The 16,579-nt window shown below is 51.0% G+C and carries 14 protein-coding genes, 1 tRNA gene and 2 pseudogenes; 5 read left to right on the top strand and 12 right to left on the bottom strand.

Annotation, left to right across the window (positions count from 1 at the left end; genetic code table 11):
- From J9789_RS09130 to J9789_RS09085, 10 genes and pseudogenes are all read right to left on the bottom strand, one after another.
- A partial coding sequence (locus tag J9789_RS09130) for an ATP-binding cassette domain-containing protein (protein ID WP_209344668.1) occupies nucleotides 1-160 on the bottom strand: 160 nt, incomplete at its 3' end.
- 661 nt (nucleotides 161-821) lie between these two features.
- A complete protein-coding gene (mobC, locus tag J9789_RS09125; RefSeq protein ID WP_209344614.1) occupies nucleotides 822-1,154 on the bottom strand; it encodes a plasmid mobilization relaxosome protein MobC in 333 nt (110 codons plus the stop codon).
- A pseudogene (locus J9789_RS09120) lies at nucleotides 1,154-3,361 on the bottom strand (helicase-related protein); the annotation flags it as partial. The gene mobC and the pseudogene J9789_RS09120, both read right to left, overlap by 1 nt.
- A pseudogene (locus tag J9789_RS09115) lies at nucleotides 3,351-3,569 on the bottom strand (DUF5720 family protein); the annotation flags it as partial. The pseudogenes J9789_RS09120 and J9789_RS09115, both read right to left, overlap by 11 nt.
- 9 nt (nucleotides 3,570-3,578) lie before the next feature.
- Entirely contained in the window at nucleotides 3,579-4,220 is a 642-nt protein-coding gene (locus tag J9789_RS09110; RefSeq protein ID WP_209344612.1) for a DUF3846 domain-containing protein, read from the bottom strand.
- 54 nt (nucleotides 4,221-4,274) lie between these two features.
- Entirely contained in the window at nucleotides 4,275-4,790 is a 516-nt protein-coding gene (locus J9789_RS09105) for a hypothetical protein (protein ID WP_209344610.1), read from the bottom strand.
- Nucleotides 4,791-4,801: 11 nt separating this feature from the next.
- The gene (locus tag J9789_RS09100; protein ID WP_209344608.1) at nucleotides 4,802-5,728 is read right to left on the bottom strand and encodes a ParB/RepB/Spo0J family partition protein; all 927 of its coding nucleotides are present in this window, start codon (nucleotides 5,726-5,728) and stop codon (nucleotides 4,802-4,804) included.
- Nucleotides 5,685-6,512 (bottom strand): ParA family protein, encoded by an 828-nt coding sequence (locus J9789_RS09095; protein ID WP_209344606.1) that lies wholly within the window; start codon nucleotides 6,510-6,512, stop codon nucleotides 5,685-5,687. Before J9789_RS09095 ends, J9789_RS09100 begins: the two co-directional genes overlap by 44 nt.
- 40 nt (nucleotides 6,513-6,552) lie before the next feature.
- Nucleotides 6,553-7,455 carry a DUF6017 domain-containing protein gene (locus tag J9789_RS09090; protein WP_209344603.1) on the bottom strand — a complete coding sequence of 301 codons (903 nt, stop codon included), beginning with the start codon at nucleotides 7,453-7,455 and terminating at the stop codon, nucleotides 6,553-6,555.
- Between the two features lie 826 nt (nucleotides 7,456-8,281).
- A tRNA-Arg gene (locus tag J9789_RS09085) sits at nucleotides 8,282-8,358 on the bottom strand.
- A gap of 614 nt (nucleotides 8,359-8,972) precedes the next feature.
- Between J9789_RS09085 and typA the strand changes: the two genes are divergently transcribed.
- Nucleotides 8,973-10,796, top strand: a complete 1,824-nt coding sequence (gene typA, locus J9789_RS09080) for a translational GTPase TypA (protein ID WP_209344601.1) — start codon at nucleotides 8,973-8,975, stop codon at nucleotides 10,794-10,796.
- A 64-nt stretch (nucleotides 10,797-10,860) separates the two neighbouring features.
- Here typA and J9789_RS09075 read toward each other — a convergent pair whose 3' ends face one another.
- Together J9789_RS09075 and J9789_RS09070 are read right to left on the bottom strand one after the other, a co-directional pair.
- A complete protein-coding gene (locus J9789_RS09075; RefSeq protein WP_209344598.1) occupies nucleotides 10,861-11,865 on the bottom strand; it encodes an ATP-binding protein in 1,005 nt (334 codons plus the stop codon).
- Between the two features lie 3 nt (nucleotides 11,866-11,868).
- The gene (locus J9789_RS09070; RefSeq protein ID WP_209344596.1) at nucleotides 11,869-12,870 is read right to left on the bottom strand and encodes a DnaD domain protein; all 1,002 of its coding nucleotides are present in this window, start codon (nucleotides 12,868-12,870) and stop codon (nucleotides 11,869-11,871) included.
- Nucleotides 12,871-13,350: 480 nt separating this feature from the next.
- Between J9789_RS09070 and J9789_RS09065 the strand changes: the two genes are divergently transcribed.
- From J9789_RS09065 to J9789_RS09050, 4 genes are all read left to right on the top strand, one after another.
- Nucleotides 13,351-13,812 (top strand): helix-turn-helix domain-containing protein, encoded by a 462-nt coding sequence (locus tag J9789_RS09065; protein WP_209344594.1) that lies wholly within the window; start codon nucleotides 13,351-13,353, stop codon nucleotides 13,810-13,812.
- A complete protein-coding gene (locus J9789_RS09060; protein WP_209344592.1) occupies nucleotides 13,803-14,270 on the top strand; it encodes a hypothetical protein in 468 nt (155 codons plus the stop codon). Before J9789_RS09065 ends, J9789_RS09060 begins: the two co-directional genes overlap by 10 nt.
- A gap of 578 nt (nucleotides 14,271-14,848) precedes the next feature.
- Nucleotides 14,849-15,808 carry a hypothetical protein gene (locus J9789_RS09055; protein ID WP_209344590.1) on the top strand — a complete coding sequence of 320 codons (960 nt, stop codon included), beginning with the start codon at nucleotides 14,849-14,851 and terminating at the stop codon, nucleotides 15,806-15,808.
- A gap of 425 nt (nucleotides 15,809-16,233) precedes the next feature.
- Complete coding sequence (locus J9789_RS09050; protein WP_087337108.1) at nucleotides 16,234-16,548, top strand: cell division protein ZapA; 315 nt, start codon at nucleotides 16,234-16,236, stop codon at nucleotides 16,546-16,548.
- Nucleotides 16,549-16,579 lie beyond the last annotated feature (31 nt).

The raw sequence follows: 16,579 nt of genomic DNA, 5'->3' as shown, positions 1-16,579 counted from the left end.
TCCCAAGCAGAAGATTCAGAAAGGTTGTTTTACCTCGTCCGTTTCTGCCCACAAAACCAAGCTTCCAATCGGTATCAACCTGGAAACTGACATTTTCAAAAACATTATCATTACTTGTCGGATATGAAAACGTAAGGTTTTCAATTTTAATCATTGACATAAATATTATCCTCCTTTGCGTGTCATACGATACAAAGTCGGTTCGGTGAATGTTTACTCCGTATAGATTTCACCAAAAGGAACCGACACTATACGGAGTGAATCATGTGTAACTATCTGTTCTGCACTATTCATAAAGCACCTCCAAAACAAAATAAGAGCCGCAAGAAAGTTTATCCTTGCAGCTCGTCATAGCATAATAACACCACTAAGCAAAAGTGGCAACAGCACTATATTGAGTAAGATAGACATATAACTTTCTTGCAATAGACACAATAATGCCAAAGTATAGCACTACCGCATATTTTGATTTTATTTGCAAGAAAAGTTAATCATCTTCCCACCTCTTTCTAAATTTTAAAATATTATACCATAAATCGCAGGCAAATACAAGTGGTTATAAAAATTTAACAAATCGCTTATAATACAATCATATAACTTTACGCATTCCTTACTGACCGTAAAATTCAAATTTTCTGTTCCCTATAAAACTAATTTATTGGGATTTACCAAATCGCCAAACAACGATTGATCGAACTATCAAGTTCTCTACTTGCCATGATTATAGCACGTGGATATGAATAATTCTACCAGCTAAACAAGGTTGTATTTTCCTATGTAAAGCCGCAGCCGAAACTGCGGCTTCCCGACAAATTGTCGGATTACTGGATGGAGGACAACCTGACAAGCACTTCTTTCATATCCGTCCAGATTTCTTCCAGGCGCACCTGTAGGTCGTTGATGTCGGCTTCGTAGATGCTGCCGGTTTCATTGGCTCGTTTTGCGTACTGGTTCAGGTTGTTGGAGCAGATTCGCAGAAGCGAAACCAGTGCCTTCACATCCTGTAAATCCAGATTGATACAGTAGCCGTCCAGAGCCATCTTTCTCAGATATGCCCCCATGCTTCGGATGCCAAGCTCGTCCATCTTCTGATGGATTCGCTCGACTTCCTCCTTGGATGCCAGGAAATGAACATCCTGGTCACGCTTTGCCATTACAACACCTCCTCGTAGCTCTCAGAGCGTTTTACCGGCGGGATATGCTCAGACTTGGATTTCAGATCAGCCAGAACAGAGGGGCGTTCCGCTTCGCTTTTTTCGGCTCGGTTTTCCACCGTATCTTCCATATTCAGCGCCGCATCCAGCTCCGCAAGCCGCTGACTTTTTGCCACAAGTTCCGCTTCCTGGGGGAATGGTTTTCCAAGTTCTGCTTTTGCAGCTTCCTGCTGATTGTAGAGATTGGTCAGTTGTTCATTGGCTCTTTCCAACCGCTCAGGAATGCCAGAAAGTGCGTTATCCAATCGGGTGATATTTCCCCTGGCATCCGTGCCAAGGGCTACACGGTGGCTCATAGAGCCTTTCAGAACGATGTCAAACTCACTTCGGAAGCTGTCATAGGAAAGCTCCATCTGAAATCCTCGGTAACTGCCCAGCAGAACCGGATCAGCACCTTTTGTCTCCTTACAGGCGGCAAGAATGATTTCACCGGCATCGGCTTTTTCCGCATAGTGCTTTCCCATGATTTCCATACCACAGAATCCCTCGGAGATCTGCGGATGTGCCTCCACGGTCTTGATGTCCGCTTCAAAGCCATGGATATAACCAGTCTGCTTTTCAATCTCAGCCGGGAAGTATTTCAGGAGCTTATCCTCCATGCGGTACTGCTGGCTCTGGTGGTCAGCTTTCAGCACTTTCAGCCTTGCTACATCAATATCCAAGTCCATCTTTTCCTTGATGAGCGGATTACCGGCGCACAGTGCTTTGATCTCCGCATAGGAAAGTGCCTGCTCATCCACATCGTCACAGGAACGAACCGGAGATTTGGAGGTCATAATCTGAGAGATAAATTTCTGCTTATTCTCCAGGGTCTGGTACAAATATGCGTCGAAGGTTCCCTCGGTCACATACTGATAGACCTGAACCTCTTTATTCTGGTTGCCCTGACGGATGATACGACCGTTTCTCTGGGTCATATCAGACGGACGCCAGCCCACATCCAGATGGTGAACCGCCACCAGTTTGTCCTGCACATTGGTTCCTGCGCCCATTTTCTGCGTACTGCCAAGCAGCACACGCACCTGCCCGGTACGAACCTTGGCAAAGAGTTCTTTCTTTTTTGCTTCGGTATCCGCATCGTGAATAAAGGCGACTTCCTCGGCAGGTACACCGTTTGCGATCAACTTGGTTTTGATGTCGTCATAGACATTGAAGGTGCCATCGTTTTTTGGTGTCGAAAGGTCGCAGAACAATAACTGTGTCAGCTTGTCTGCCTGACCTTCCTGCCAGATACGGAGGACATTTCCCACACAGGCATTGAGCTTGCTGTTCGGGTCATCCGGCAATAGCGGGTTCATCAGCCGCTGATCCAGTCCCAACTTTCGCCCATCGCTGGTAATCTTGAGCATATTGTCCACAGACGGGTCAATAATACCGGCATGAACATCCGCAGCTCTTTCGGAAAGGGAAGCAACCATATCCTTCTGATACTCAGAGGGCTGCACCACAACCGTCTCGAATTTCGCTTCGGGAACCGGAAGATTCAGCTGGTCAGAGGTCTTAATGTCGGCTACTTCCTTGAACATATTCATCAGTTCAGGAAGATTGAAGAACTTGGCGAATCGGGTTCTGGCACGATAGCCGGTTCCTTCAGGAGCCAGCTCAATGGCCGTCGTTGTCTCGCCAAAGGTGGATGCCCAGGAATCGAAGTGGGTCAGGTTCTTCTTCTGGAGCGTACCATACTGGAGATAGCGCATGACCGTGTAAAGCTCGGTCATAGAGTTGCTGACCGGAGTGCCGGTGGCGAAGATAACGCCACGACCGCCGGTGATCTCGTCCATATAACGGCATTTCATAAACATATCCGAAGATTTCTGGGCTTCGGAAGTGGACAGACCTGCCACATTTCTCATTTTGGTGTAGAGGAACAGGTTCTTGAACGCATGGCTCTCGTCCACGAACAGCCGGTCAACACCCAACTGCTCAAATGTGATGACATCATCCTTTCTGTCGGCGGCAAGGAGCTTATCCAGTCTGGCTTCCAGAGATTTTCTGGTTTTCTCCATCTGCTTGATGGTAAAATTCTCACCACGCTGATATTTCAGTTCTGCGATTGCGCCCTCAATCTCATCAATCTGTTCCTGCAACTGCCGTTCCTGTCGCTCTGCAGACAGCGGAATCTTCTCAAACTGGCTGTGACCGATGATACCCAACTTCCCCCAGAAACAGGCGGGTGCGTTCACCTTTATCGCCCACAGGGGAATTGTGAGTCAGAACATCGAAGATTATCATGTGTTTGGTGTTATCATCGAAACGAGCCAAATCCAGATAGGTGTGACCCTTATATTCCTTGGCACCATCCAGAATGCGGCGTCGCTCCATAAGGTCTCCGATAGTGGAACTTCGCTTTTCCATAATACCTCCTTACAGTGAATCCCTGTCGGGACTGCTCTTTTGGGGAGTGGAAACCGTTTTTTCAGGTGCATCCGCTTTCTTTACCTTGTCATCAGGCAAAGGCAGAGCCATGATACTGCGTCCCATACGAACAAACATTTCAGGCTGATGGAAGTGTTCCTCAAACTGCTTCATCAGCTCCGGAGAAAGGGAAGAAAAATCCTCTTCACCCAAACCGACCACCAGAAAATCACCGGCGATAATGTCGTAGATCTCGCCGTCCTCGTCCCGCAGCGCACGATTCAAGTCTTTCCCCATGATTTTTCCCTCATCGTACATCACCAATGCAACAGGCTCATTAAAAGGGTAAACGGCTTCAATGTCGCCGCCGACAGCTTTCTGCAAATCCTCCAAATCGCAGCCGATCTGAACCTGCTGGGGATACATGTGGGGCTTTACCAGAAGAACCGTCATTGTCTCAGCCTGTTCCTGCTGAACCTCACGTTCCTCTGTAGTACCAAACTCAACGCCGGTAAAGTTCTCGGAGTCCAGAATATACTCGGAATTGTAGTAGGCTGTTCTGACCTGTTCCTCTGCATCGGCACGGGACTCGGCTTCCACCGTTACCGTCTTTTCCAGCGTTTCCGTGATTTTTACATCGTATTCCTTCAAACTTCGTTACCTCCATTTCCTCAGATATAAGAAAAGCGACCATCCATGAACCTGTTACAGTTCATAAATAGTCGCTTCATGTTCCCACTGGGGAACACACATAGATTCCAGTTCCTCGATCAGTGCCTCCGGGGAAAAGAACAAATCCTCCGCACTTTTCAAAATCTTTTTGAAAGCCCGGTACTCCGTCACATAGCCGGTATCATCAGACCCGATCAGCATTGACACACAGCGGACAATGGCAAAGTTCATATCCTCCATAAGCCACAGTTCGGTTTCATAGGTGGTTTTGATTTCATCCAAAACCGCCTGTTCCACATCGGAAATAATGAGACAGGCACGCTGGTCAAACAGTTCCATGCCACGGTAATTGAAGCATTTCTCATAGCCACCGGCTACGGAATACTGATATACCGTCTGTGCCGCACCTCTCAATGCGGTACAAACCTCCGGCAGACACAAACCTCCGGCATAGCCGATCTCATCTTCATCATACCCCTCATAATCTTCGGGAGAAAACAACTCGAACAGCCAGTCGATTGCTTTGCTTATTTCTCTTTCATTAAACATCGGGATTCACCTTACCTTTCCATAGATTTCTCTCGTTTCTTCTGCCACTGTTCCAGCAGCTGAATGATTTTATCCTCCATCTGCTTGCTGGTGTAGGACTTCGGGAAGTATTTCCGCAGGGAGTCGGTTTTGAATGTCACCCTGTCCAGCTCGCCCTTTTTGACCTCGTTCATAATCTCGCACATGGCATCCAGAGTACACTCGCCCTCCTGTGCCAGTTTTTTGATTCTCTGCGCCTGTGAAAGAGAAGGAGCAGCCTGAGCATAGTCCATTGCGGAAAGAAAATGCTGCTGTTCTTCTCTTGCGAGATAGGAAAGCTCCACGGCAGGATTGAATTTGAGTTGTCCGTTATCCACCATATCTAACAATTCAGGAATAAGTTCTGTCAGGCGGATATATCGCTGAACATTTTTATAGCTCTCGCCCGTACCCTCGGCAACTTTTTCTACCGACCACAACTTCTGGACAACTTGTCCAGAAGTTAAATCTGAACGCTGTCCCTGATGTTTAATCGCATCCAGCTTCATCTTATAAGCGTAAGCTCTTTCACTCGGCAGAATAGTTTCCCGCTGTAAATTCGCATCTACCATTAAAATTATGGCGGCATCATCATCCAAATCACGGACGATAACAGGCATGGTTTCTTTCCCGGCAAGTTCTGATGCACGGTGTCGCCTGTGACCAGAGATAATCTCATAGCCGCCATCCGGGTCGGGACGGACAATCGCCGGGGTGAGAACACCGAAGTCACTGACACTCTCAACCGTTTTCTTCATATCCTCATCGTCTACCACCCGGAAGGGATGTCCTTCAAAGGGGTGCAGCTCAGAAAGCGGGATTTCCTGCACACGTTCCTGCTGGGCTTCGGCTCGTGATTGGTCGGTCGAGAAAATATCATCGTACCCCTTCAAGCTGATGTTTGCGCCTTTTTTCTGCATTCTTTAACACCTCCTTTGTCAGCACCCGGTAGGCATCAGCCACTTTGCCTTTGGGGTCGTGCTTAAAGATACTGGCTCCTTCCGCACTGATTTCCTCCGCACGGACGGAACGGGGAATGTCTGTCTTGTAGACTTTCAGTTTTCCTCCATAACTTTCCCGGATCAGATTGCTGATGTCTTTGGAATAATTGGTTCTGCTGTCCACCATCGTCAGAAGAATACCCTCGATTTTCAATTTGGGGTTGATTTGCCGTCTGACCTTGTTGATGGTTTCCAGCAGCTGTTCCAAGCCCTTTGCCGGAAGATATGCCGCCTGAACAGGTATCAGCACATTATCCGCAGCTGCCAACGCATTGACTGTCAGCATACCCAAAGAGGGCATACAATCCAGAAGAATGTAGTCATAATTCTGCTTGACCGTATCCAGGTACTGACGGAGAATGGTTTCCCGGCTCATGGCATTGACCAGGGAAACCTCTAAGCCTGACAGTTCAATATTGGCAGGCATCAAGTCCACACCTTCCGGGTGATGAAGAATGCCTTCGCCGGGGGCAATCGGCTTTTCCATCATAATCTTTCCCATCATGTCGGAAAGGGTGGGAAACAAGGTATCCGGGAACGGATTTCCCAGACTGACTGTTAAAGAAGCCTGTGGATCTGTGTCTACCAACAAAACCTTTTTGCCCTCCATTGCCAGTCCCACACCCAAATTTTCCGTGGTTGTGGTCTTGCCCGTGCCGCCTTTCTGATTGACTACGGCGATAACTGTCGCTTTTTTCGCCAATATTCATCACCTCGCATTCTTTTATGTGTGCGCTTCATGTTTACCACCTCCCTCCAAGTTTCCCCGAAGCCATATCATGCCTGACCTTTGCGTCATAGTGGGCGCTTATGGTGTAGGGGGCATTGTATATCGAAGCAAGTAAATACTGCTTGATATTGCGAACATCGGTTGTGTTCTCTTTGAAAGAACTCATTACAAATCTGATGTGTTCAGAATCCAGCTTCATAAAACTGCTTTTTACAATTTCAATGGGCTTATCATCACTGGCAATTCGTATTTGCTTGCGGTTACTGCACATGACCTCAACAATCAGATGCAGTATCAGATCGAGTATCTCATGGTCATACGGATAATCCTGTTTCAGATAGTCCATGGAAAGCTGTTCATAAAAATACTGATAATATCGGGTAAATTCGTCAGTCCCATCAGCTTCCTTTCCGCAAAAACAGGAAGGAAAGAAAGGATCAATATCACTCAAATCAATATATTTAATATCAGTATTATTACCTTGTCCTTTTGACAGTTCCTGAATTGTGTTTTTAACAACTCCAGAATTGTCCTTTTGACAATTCAAGAATTGTCTTTCCACAGAACCGGAAATGAAGTTCTTTACATAGATCAGGTTCGGTTTCCCAAGTCCCTGTCGCTTGCGTTCTATCAGACCGCATTTCTTTTCCAGCTCATCCAGCAGCTTCACCGCTTTCTTTTCAGCACAGCCTAACGCACCTTTGATTTCTTCAATCGTGAAGATGATATAGACACGGCCTTCCTCGTCCAGCCAACCGTTCCGGGCTGAGAGGTTCATGCGGTCAAGCAGAATGCCGTAAAGCAGCTTGGCATCGGTTGATACATTCCAGAAGCAATCCTCGGTGAATAGCACCTTCGGAACACGGTAGAATGCGAACATCTCCGCTTGCTGCCCATAGAAATAATCATACGTCACTCATCCTCACCACCTCTTTCTGCGGGAAATACTCTTTTTTCAGAGGGGTTCTGCGGAAAGTCGTATCCTTCAGTTTATACGGACATCTGACAAAATAGCAGAAGCGGTACTTCCATCGGGGTTGATAATACTCGCAGTCTTTGCAACATTTCGGCTTGTCACGGCGATTGCGTTCATACTCATACATATCAACGCACCCCCACTTCCTTCATAATCTTCCTGGTACACCAGCCGATGCAGGGATGATCCCGCCCATAAGGACAACCTTCACATTCCGACTTCGGCTTTGGGGATACGGAGATTAAGTAGTAACAGTTTTCTTCGCCCAGACAGCAGCCCGTTTTATTGTTTTTCCAAAAATGACAGTAGCGGCAGTCGTTTGGCTTGTCTGGGGAATAGACGATTTTACTCAAAAATCAAACCTCCAATCTTTCAGATTTACCCATGAATTTTGGGCATAAAAAAAGAGCATCTATCCATCCCCGATACAGGGGCAAATAGACGCTCTATGTACATGGTAGTATTCAATTTTATTTCTTATAACGGCTTAGCACTCGGAACATCCGCCTTTTGAATTAGCAAGGTTTTTAGCACGTTTTTTCGCCTAATTAGCTGGAAGCGCATTTTCATTAGCAAAAACGGCCCTTTTTCTGCTAATTATTAGCAGAAATTTTTGTCTTATCACAGCAGTTCGATTTTTTAGGGCTTGTCAAAAATCAGAATTTGAAGTGAAATTCGGAACCATAATTCAGTTTCCGTAATCACAACGGGATTTGATAAAAAAAGCCGAAAACCCTTGAAAACAAAGGCTTTCGGCGTTGTTAGCTGGCGTCCCAAAGAGGACTTGAACCTCCGACCCCACGCTTAGGAGGCGTGTGCTCTATCCAACTGAGCTATTGGGACGTATTTAATTTTTTTGTCAGCCTCCGTAATTATCGGACTCAGCTCCCAACTAAGGTTTTTCCAAGGTGAGCGTTGTAACGTAACCTTAGGAGGCGGACCCTCTATCCCGGTGAGGTACGGGGGCTTATACAACAAATATTCAATTTTCAGGCTTCACAGGATTCGAACGAACTGCCGCTTAGGAGGGGTGCGCTCTATCCTATTGAGCTACTGGCGCATATGAAATTGTGGGAGAGCGAACGCCTCCCCGCCGGGAGTCCGGCGTACCGAGTGTTTTGCGGAGCAAAACCTCGATGCCGGGGGAATTTATTTCCCCCGCGCAAATCAAAGGATGGGTACCCAAACCGGCTGGCCGGTTTGGGAACGAAATCCGCCGATACCGAATTATTGTAACCCAATTTCCGGTTGGTGTCAACGCTGACGGGGGGAAACATGCGGGTTTTTGGTGGTTTTTTTGCGGAAAGCTGTTGCATCGTCCGCAGGGCATGCAGTATAATTAAGAGTCGAGCTTATTAGAATATTGCATACACCCAGTTGTATGCCTTTTTGCGGGATATTTGCCGGGAAACCCAGGGCCCCGGCGGTCTTGCCAGTATATCGGGAGGAAAGTTTACATGCAGAACGAGAAATTACGCAACGTAGCCATCATCGCCCACGTCGACCATGGCAAGACCACCCTGGTGGACGAAATGCTCAAGCAGGGCGGCATCTACCGTGAGAACCAGGCCACGGTGGAGCGCGTCATGGACTCCAACGATCTGGAGCGTGAGCGCGGCATCACCATCCTGGCCAAGAACACCGCCGTCCACTACAAGGACGTGAAGATCAACATCGTGGACACCCCGGGCCACGCCGACTTCGGCGGCGAGGTGGAGCGCATCCTGAAGATGGTCAACGGCGTTATCCTGCTGGTGGACGCCGCCGAGGGCCCCATGCCCCAGACCCGCTTCGTGCTGTCCAAGGCCCTGGAGCTGGGCCACAAGGTCATCGTAGTGGTCAACAAGATCGACCGCCCCGACCAGCGCATCCATGAGGTCATGGACGAGGTGCTGGAGCTGCTGCTGGACCTGAACGCCACCGACGAGCAGTTCGAGTCTCCCACCCTGTTCTGCTCCGGCCGTCAGGGCACCGCCTCCTACTCTCCCGACCAGCCCGGTACCGACCTGGTGCCTCTGTTTGAGACCATCATCAACTATATCCCCGCCCCCGAGGCCGATGTGGACGCCCCCTTCCAGATGCTGGTGTCCTCCATCGACTACAACGAGTTCGTGGGCCGGATTGCCATCGGCCGCATCGAGCGGGGCACCGTGAAGCAGAACCAGGAGATCGTGGTGTGCAACTACCACGATCCCGACGCTGCCCCCAAGAAGGCCAAGGCCACCGCTCTGTATCAGTTTGACGGCCTGGGCAAGGTGCCCGTCACCGAGGCCGACGCCGGCAACATCATTGCCATGAGCGGCATCGGCGAGATCACCATCGGCGACACCATCTGCGCCCCCGATGCCGTGGAGCCCATCGAGTTCGTTAAGATCTCCGCTCCCACCATCGAGATGACCTTCTCTGTCAACGACTCTCCCTTCGCCGGCAAGGAGGGCAAGTTCGTCACCTCCCGCCAGCTGCGTGAGCGTCTGTTCCGTGAGACCATGAAGGACGTGTCCCTGCGGGTCACCGAGACCGACTCCACCGACGCCTTCAACGTGGCCGGCCGCGGCGAGATGAGCCTGTCCATTCTCATCGAGACCATGCGCCGTGAAGGCTACGAGTTCCAGGTGTCCCCGCCCCGCGTGCTCTTCCAGGAGATCGACGGCAAGAAGTGCGAGCCCATCGAGCGCCTGGTGGTGGACGTGCCCTCCGACAGCGTGGGCGCCGTTATCGAGAAGATCGGCTCCCGCAAGGGCGACCTGCTGGAGATGACCCCCGTGGGCGACCGTATGAAGATCGAGTTCCTGGTGCCCTCCCGCGGCCTGTTCGGCTACCGCAACGAGTTCCTCACCGACACCAAGGGCGAGGGTATCATGGCCTCTGTCTTTGAGTGCTACGCTCCCATGAAGGGCGAGATCCAGCGCCGCAACTCCGGCTCCCTGGTGTCCTTCGAGACCGGCGAGAGCGTGACCTACGGCTTGTTCAACGCCCAGGAGCGCGGCGTGCTCTTCATCGGCGCCGGCGTGCCTGTCTATGCCGGCATGGTGGTGGGCGAGACCCCCAAGCAGGAGGATATCTCCGTCAACATCTGCAAGAAGAAGCAGCTGACCAACATGCGTGCTTCCGGCTCCGATGAGGCCCTGCGCCTCACCCCGCCCCGCCAGATGTCCCTGGAGCAGTGCCTGGAGTTCCTGGCCGACGACGAGCTGCTGGAGGTCACCCCCCAGAACCTGCGCCTGCGCAAGCGCATCCTCAGCCACGCCGACCGTATGAAGGCTCTGAAGGGCGGCAAGTAATTGATTCCGCAACGGTAAAAAGGCGGCCCATCTCGTTACGAGATGGGCCGCCTTTTGATGTTTTTTACAGCTGCTGCTTGCGCTGGAGCCGGATGTCCTCGCCGTAGAAGGGGAGGACCCGGTACTCGCCCTCCAGCCGGGAGGAGATCTGGGGGGTGTAGCGCTGGCGCACCTGGGTCATGGTCAGGTTGGAGGAGATCACCGTCTGCTTGTTGGCCATGAGCCGGGCGTTGATGAGGGTGTACAGGGCGGACTGGACGAAGGGGGTGGTGAGCTCGCTGCCCAGATCGTCCAGGATGAGCAGGTCACAGCCCAGGTACCGCTTGGTCTCGTCCTTGGCTTCCTCGGCGTCCAGCCGGTCCCGGGCAAATTTCTGCTCCTCAAACCGGGCAAACACGTTGACCGCCGTGTCGTACACCACGGAAAAGCCGTTTTCCGACACCGTGCGGGCGATGCAGGCGGACAGGAAGGTCTTGCCCAGTCCCGGCGCGCCCGAAAGGAAGAGATTGCGCAGCTTGAACCGCCCGAACTTTCGGGCGTAGTTGGAGCACAGGTCGAAGATGAACTCCATGTTCTCCCGGGGGGAGAGGGCCTCTCCCGGCCAGGGCAGGGGAGAGTAGTAGTCCATGGAGAAGGTCTCGAAGGACTGCTCTCCCAGGTCCAGCAGCTTGGACAGCTCCTTGATCTGCTCCTCGCCGCACAGCTTTTTCAGACAGGTACACATCTGGGCCCCCACCCAGCCGGTGTCGTTGCACTTGGGGCAGGCGGGCTGCTCGTCCAGGGCGTCGGCCCCCCAGCCGTTCTGGAGGAGCAGGTGGGTGCGCTCGGCCTGAAGGGACAGGTTGTGGTCCTTGATGACCTGAATGGAGGGGGCCGGGTCCCGGCCCTCCCGCAGGGAGGAGGCGATGATCTGGTACACCGTCCCCTTCAGCTCCTTGTCGATCTCCCGGAGCCGGGGCAGCTGGGCATAAATCTCCGCCTTGCGGCGGGTAAGGGCTTCCTCCCGCTGGCGCCGGCCGGCCTCCAGCCGCCGGGTGGCCCGGTAAAGCACGCTGGCCTCGTATCCCATGGCTTATCCCTCCTTGTCCCGTTCCTTCTCCTGCCGGAGAAATTCCCGCATCCGCTCCAGGTCCTCCCGCACACGCCGGTCCACCTCGCCGGGGGCGGCAGGATGGTCCTGCATGGCGGGGCGGCTGCCGCCGGCGGACACGGCGCTCTGGGTCGTCCGGGCGGGCTTGTCCCCCGCCTCGATCTCCGCCAGGGTATGTAGATTCTTCTTGTGCCAGCCCAGCAGGATGCCGTTCATGTAGTCCCAGTCCATCTGCTGCTTCTTGTATACTGTCTTTTCGTAGGCCAGCCGCAGTACCTCGTCGGGGAAGCCCATGTCGGTCCAGGCGGCCACCTTCTTCTTCTCCTTCTCCACCAGGGGCCGGGGCTTGAGGCCCAGCAGCTGGAGGATGGCGCCCTCCCGGGTGCGGTAGAGGCTCTTGCGCTTCAGGTGGGCGTCGGCAGCCTGGGCGGTGTCCACCCCCAGCCGCTTCCAGGCGAAGCCCTCCTTCAGCACCTGGGACATGCGGGGCCGCTGGCCCGCGCCGTATTTCCGCTCAAACTCCTCCACGCACCAGCTCACCAGCAGGCAGATCACCTCGGCGGGGAGGGCCAGATAGTCATACAGGGTGTACAGGCTCTTCAGATCGGAGGTGGACAGCACCTTACCAAGCCGCCGCTGGACCTCGTTCACCAGGCCGGGGAAGGTGGAGGTGGCGTCCTCGATCTCCCGGGTGATGTCGGCGGCGGTGTAGTCGGGGGGACCCTGGGGGGCGGGGATGGGGGCCGCCTCGGCCTGGGTCTTGCCGTCGGACAGACCCAGATTCACCAGGGCGGCGGAGGCCTCCTCCAGCCGCTGGCCATCCCACTTGAGCCCCTTCCGGGCCTGAGCGGGGTCCAGCTGTCCCCCGTGGCGGAGCAGCCACAGGTAGAGCAGGGCGGCGTCCCCGTTTCCGCAGGCGGTGAGTCGGTCGGCCGCCCGGGCGTCCATGGATATGATATTGCCCGGCAGCAGCAGTTCCGGCACAGGGCATTCCCCTTTCCTTGTGATCTCGTACCTGATATCATACCACATTCCGGGGGGATGGCACAATCCCGCAGCAAACATTTCTGGCGGGGCAATGGAGGGTTGCCCCATGTGCAACGGAGGTATGGTTTACAAACAGCGCCCTATTGACTAAAATACAAAACTATGGAAAAGCGGAAGTGATACAACTGGGCCTTTGTCCGACGCCGTATTTTATGGCGGCAGGGGAAAGGCCCAGACGTGTCCGCACCTGCAAAATGCGTTTCCCGCTTCCTATTCCCTTCCGGAGCCCGTGGGTGGAATGATGGTATTCTGCCCGCGGGCTTTGTCATTTGCAGAGAAGGACAGATGGGCAGAGAGGTTGCAGAATTGGGTAAATAACAGTAGAATAAGGGAAATGCAACGCTCTATTGCGCAAATGCAATAGAGATGAGGTTTACAAATGCTGGCGTGTAAGCTACGCTGTTGAGGTGAAAAGGGATGGAATTGACACAGAGACTGGCTCAGGCGCGGAAGGCCCGGGGGCTTTCTCAGGCCGAGGCTGCGGAGCAGTTGAACGTATCCCGGCAGGCCATCTCCCGATGGGAGACCGGCACGGGATTGCCAACGTTGGATAACCTGATCCAAATGGGAAAGTTGTATCAGGTGTCGCTGGATGAGCTGGTTTACGGCGCCGAACCAGCCCAGCCCAACGTGGAAGAGGCGCCGCCGGAGCCGGAACCTGAGCCGGAGGGGCCAGAGCCGGTACAGGTACCTAAAAGACGGCGGCCTGTTCTGCTGTGGGGTGCGGCGCTTGCGGCTGTGGGTATCCTGGTCCTGGGAATTTGGGTCGGGTACATGGTTAACGATGCGAGTCAAGAGAAAATGATTTTTTCAGAAGATCTGGTCGTAGAAGAAAATACAAATGCTGGAGAGGAGTTTGATTTGGTGCCATGGGAATGAAATGTAAAAATAGGTTAAAAGCGGCGGCGACTTGTGTTGCATTGTTGGTGTGTCTCGGTATCCAAAGTCCAGCTTTGGCAGTTCGGAATGATATGATTGCCCTGCCTGGGTACGGTGTGGGTGCAAGTTCTCTTCTGGATCATCAAATCGACAGCCTTGTAGAATCCAGAGCAACCGAAACCTATTACGTTACAATTTCGGGCAATACAATGTCAAAAGCATCCAGTAGCTTTTCGATGGCGGCGAAGGAGACCATCACCATCGACGCTACTTACTCCCCCTCTACCGCAGAACTGGACGTAGGGTTAATCTACGCAGACGGCTCTTTCCACTATTTCACCGCTACCGGTGGAAGGGTCAGCAAGACAATTTTGATGGCAGAAGCTGGTACCTATACGCTGGCATTTCGAAACAACGCATCTTATAAGGTTAAAGTTTCTGGTTCTGTAAACTATTAAAAAGCAGGAGGAAGTGGATATACCCGCCCATCAAGCGTATGGGAAGGATGTGAGCCCGATGGTCTAATCTTTTAGCCGTAAAAACAATTAAAATCCAGACTTTAATTAAGTTGTTTAAGAATATAGTGCTTAAAATATTAGTTTGATTTTGCCGCCGTATTATCTGCATTATTGTTGGTTTTATTGGAGATTTTATTGTAATTTTCTGCATAGAATGATTGCTAGACTCAATTATATCGGGTTTCTATTTGCATATTTTTAATTATATAATGGATCTCCTTTAAAATATATTGTAACGGAGGTACTATTTTTGAAAAAAACATCTAAAATGACATTTACATATTTTTTATATATGTTAACTGCTGTTTTAGGAATAGGGTGTGTAATTTTTAAGCTATCTATGTTCTTCCGTATTAGTGTGACGATAATGGCTATTATTTCTATTGTAGCAGTTTTGAAGCTTTCATATTGCCCAAACTGTGGCAGGTTCGGCATACGGATACGGCCATTTCTAAAGCAAGAACCGTGCTGTAAAAAGTGCGGGAAGCGGCCGTAATTAATTAAAAAGGAGGATTTTTGTGAAGAAAATCAAATTTTTTTCGCTTATACTTGCTCTGATATTAGTATTTAATATTACAGTTCCTATTGCCTGTGCCGCAAGCGCCACAAACGGAGCAACCGCACAAATGAACGCCCCTGTAACCGATGGAAACTATACCATGAGCGGTGCAGAAACCTCAGATGTACGATTTAACATCCTCATTAACAACACAAATCAAACAGGTCAATTTGCACTTGTTTATCTCAAGTCACCAGACTACGTATATGAATTTACTTTTAATCTTGATGCCATAACCTCTGACATTTCAAATATTAATTTTTCTGACATTCAAGCATACTGCTTTGATAATGAAAGTCAATGGAAAGAAACGTATCTTCCTGACTCAGTATCTGAAGTACAATTTGATGAAAATCAACCCCAACCCTATGCCGCGGATCACAATATAACGTACTTTAGAAGTTGGCTTATAGACAAATATGGCCATGAATATGAGGGGAACCTATTAACTACAAAAACCCAAAATGGCACAACAATGTACCTTAAATTTGGTTTTCAAATTTATGTTGATAAGGATAAAAGTTATCTGATTCATAACACTATGACCGTTGTTGGTTTCGTTACAGCAGTTCTTGGTTTAACTGCTGGCGCATCGGTAGTCGGTGTACTCGGACTTATTGCTGGAGCTGACGGTCTCCTCCATATGGGCGAAAGTGTTTATGAATATAGACTCCGAGCAGGTTGGTTGAAGTATGCAACAGTAGTAAGCGGCTCTGGATACCCATATGCTCTAACCAACAAATTTACATATTATAAAGGATTCTATTACACAAAAACTGGCAAACGCGAAGTGGATACAGATTCTGAGTCTACCTCCTATATTCCATCTTCCTCAGTGTACAATTCTCACATAACTATTCTTAACAATGCTTTTGACGAATATGATAGAATAGGTTTTCAGAACGGTGACTTCCCATAATATATCCTTCTAAACCTCAAAAATAATCCTTTCAGTATCTGCCAATTTCCTCATGAGCTTGGACCTGTTTCCGGCCCCCGTCGGTGGGTCCACCAATTATTTGCGGCTGTATACCGCAGACGGGGACAGGCTGGAAATGGGGCCCAGCGGCACACCATTCGCGGCTACCGGGAAGAATTGAACGCCCTTTTGGCCCTCTGGGAACCTCTGCTGCCCGAGGGAATGAGCAACACCTTGTCCAGAAAAAGAAGGGCAGCCGACGGGCGGAGTCCGGAAAAGCTGCTGAAGAAAAGGCCCGTGGGCGGAACGCTTGATTCCGCCCACGGGCCTTTTGCGTGCCCGCGAAAATTAACGAAGAATTTGTTTTTCTTCCGGGACTGGATATGGTATAATACTATAAATTACTATGGTCAGGAGGGGTTTGCATGAAAAACCGCGTCGCCGTTACCATCGCCGGGCAGGAGTACACCCTGGTTGGCACCGAGGACGCCGGCTATACCGAGAAGGTGGCAGCCCACGTGGACGAAAAGGTGCGGGAGGTCATGGAGGGCGCCCGCGTCTCTCTGGTGGACGGTGCCGTCCTGGCGGCGGTGAACATTGCCGACGAATATTTTAAAGAGGTGGAGGCGGCGGAGAATCTGCGCCGCCAGCTGAAGGAATACCTGGAGGAAGCCACCAAAATGAAGCTGGAGCTGTCCGAAGCCAAACGGGAGATCTTCAAGCTGCAAAACAAGAAGTAAGGAAACGGGGGGGCGCTATGCCCCCCGGCTC

It is taken from the genome of Flavonifractor sp. AGMB03687 (assembly GCF_017811815.1).
GTDB lineage: Bacteria > Bacillota > Clostridia > Oscillospirales > Oscillospiraceae > Flavonifractor.
This window is presented reverse-complemented; position numbering and strand designations above follow the sequence as displayed.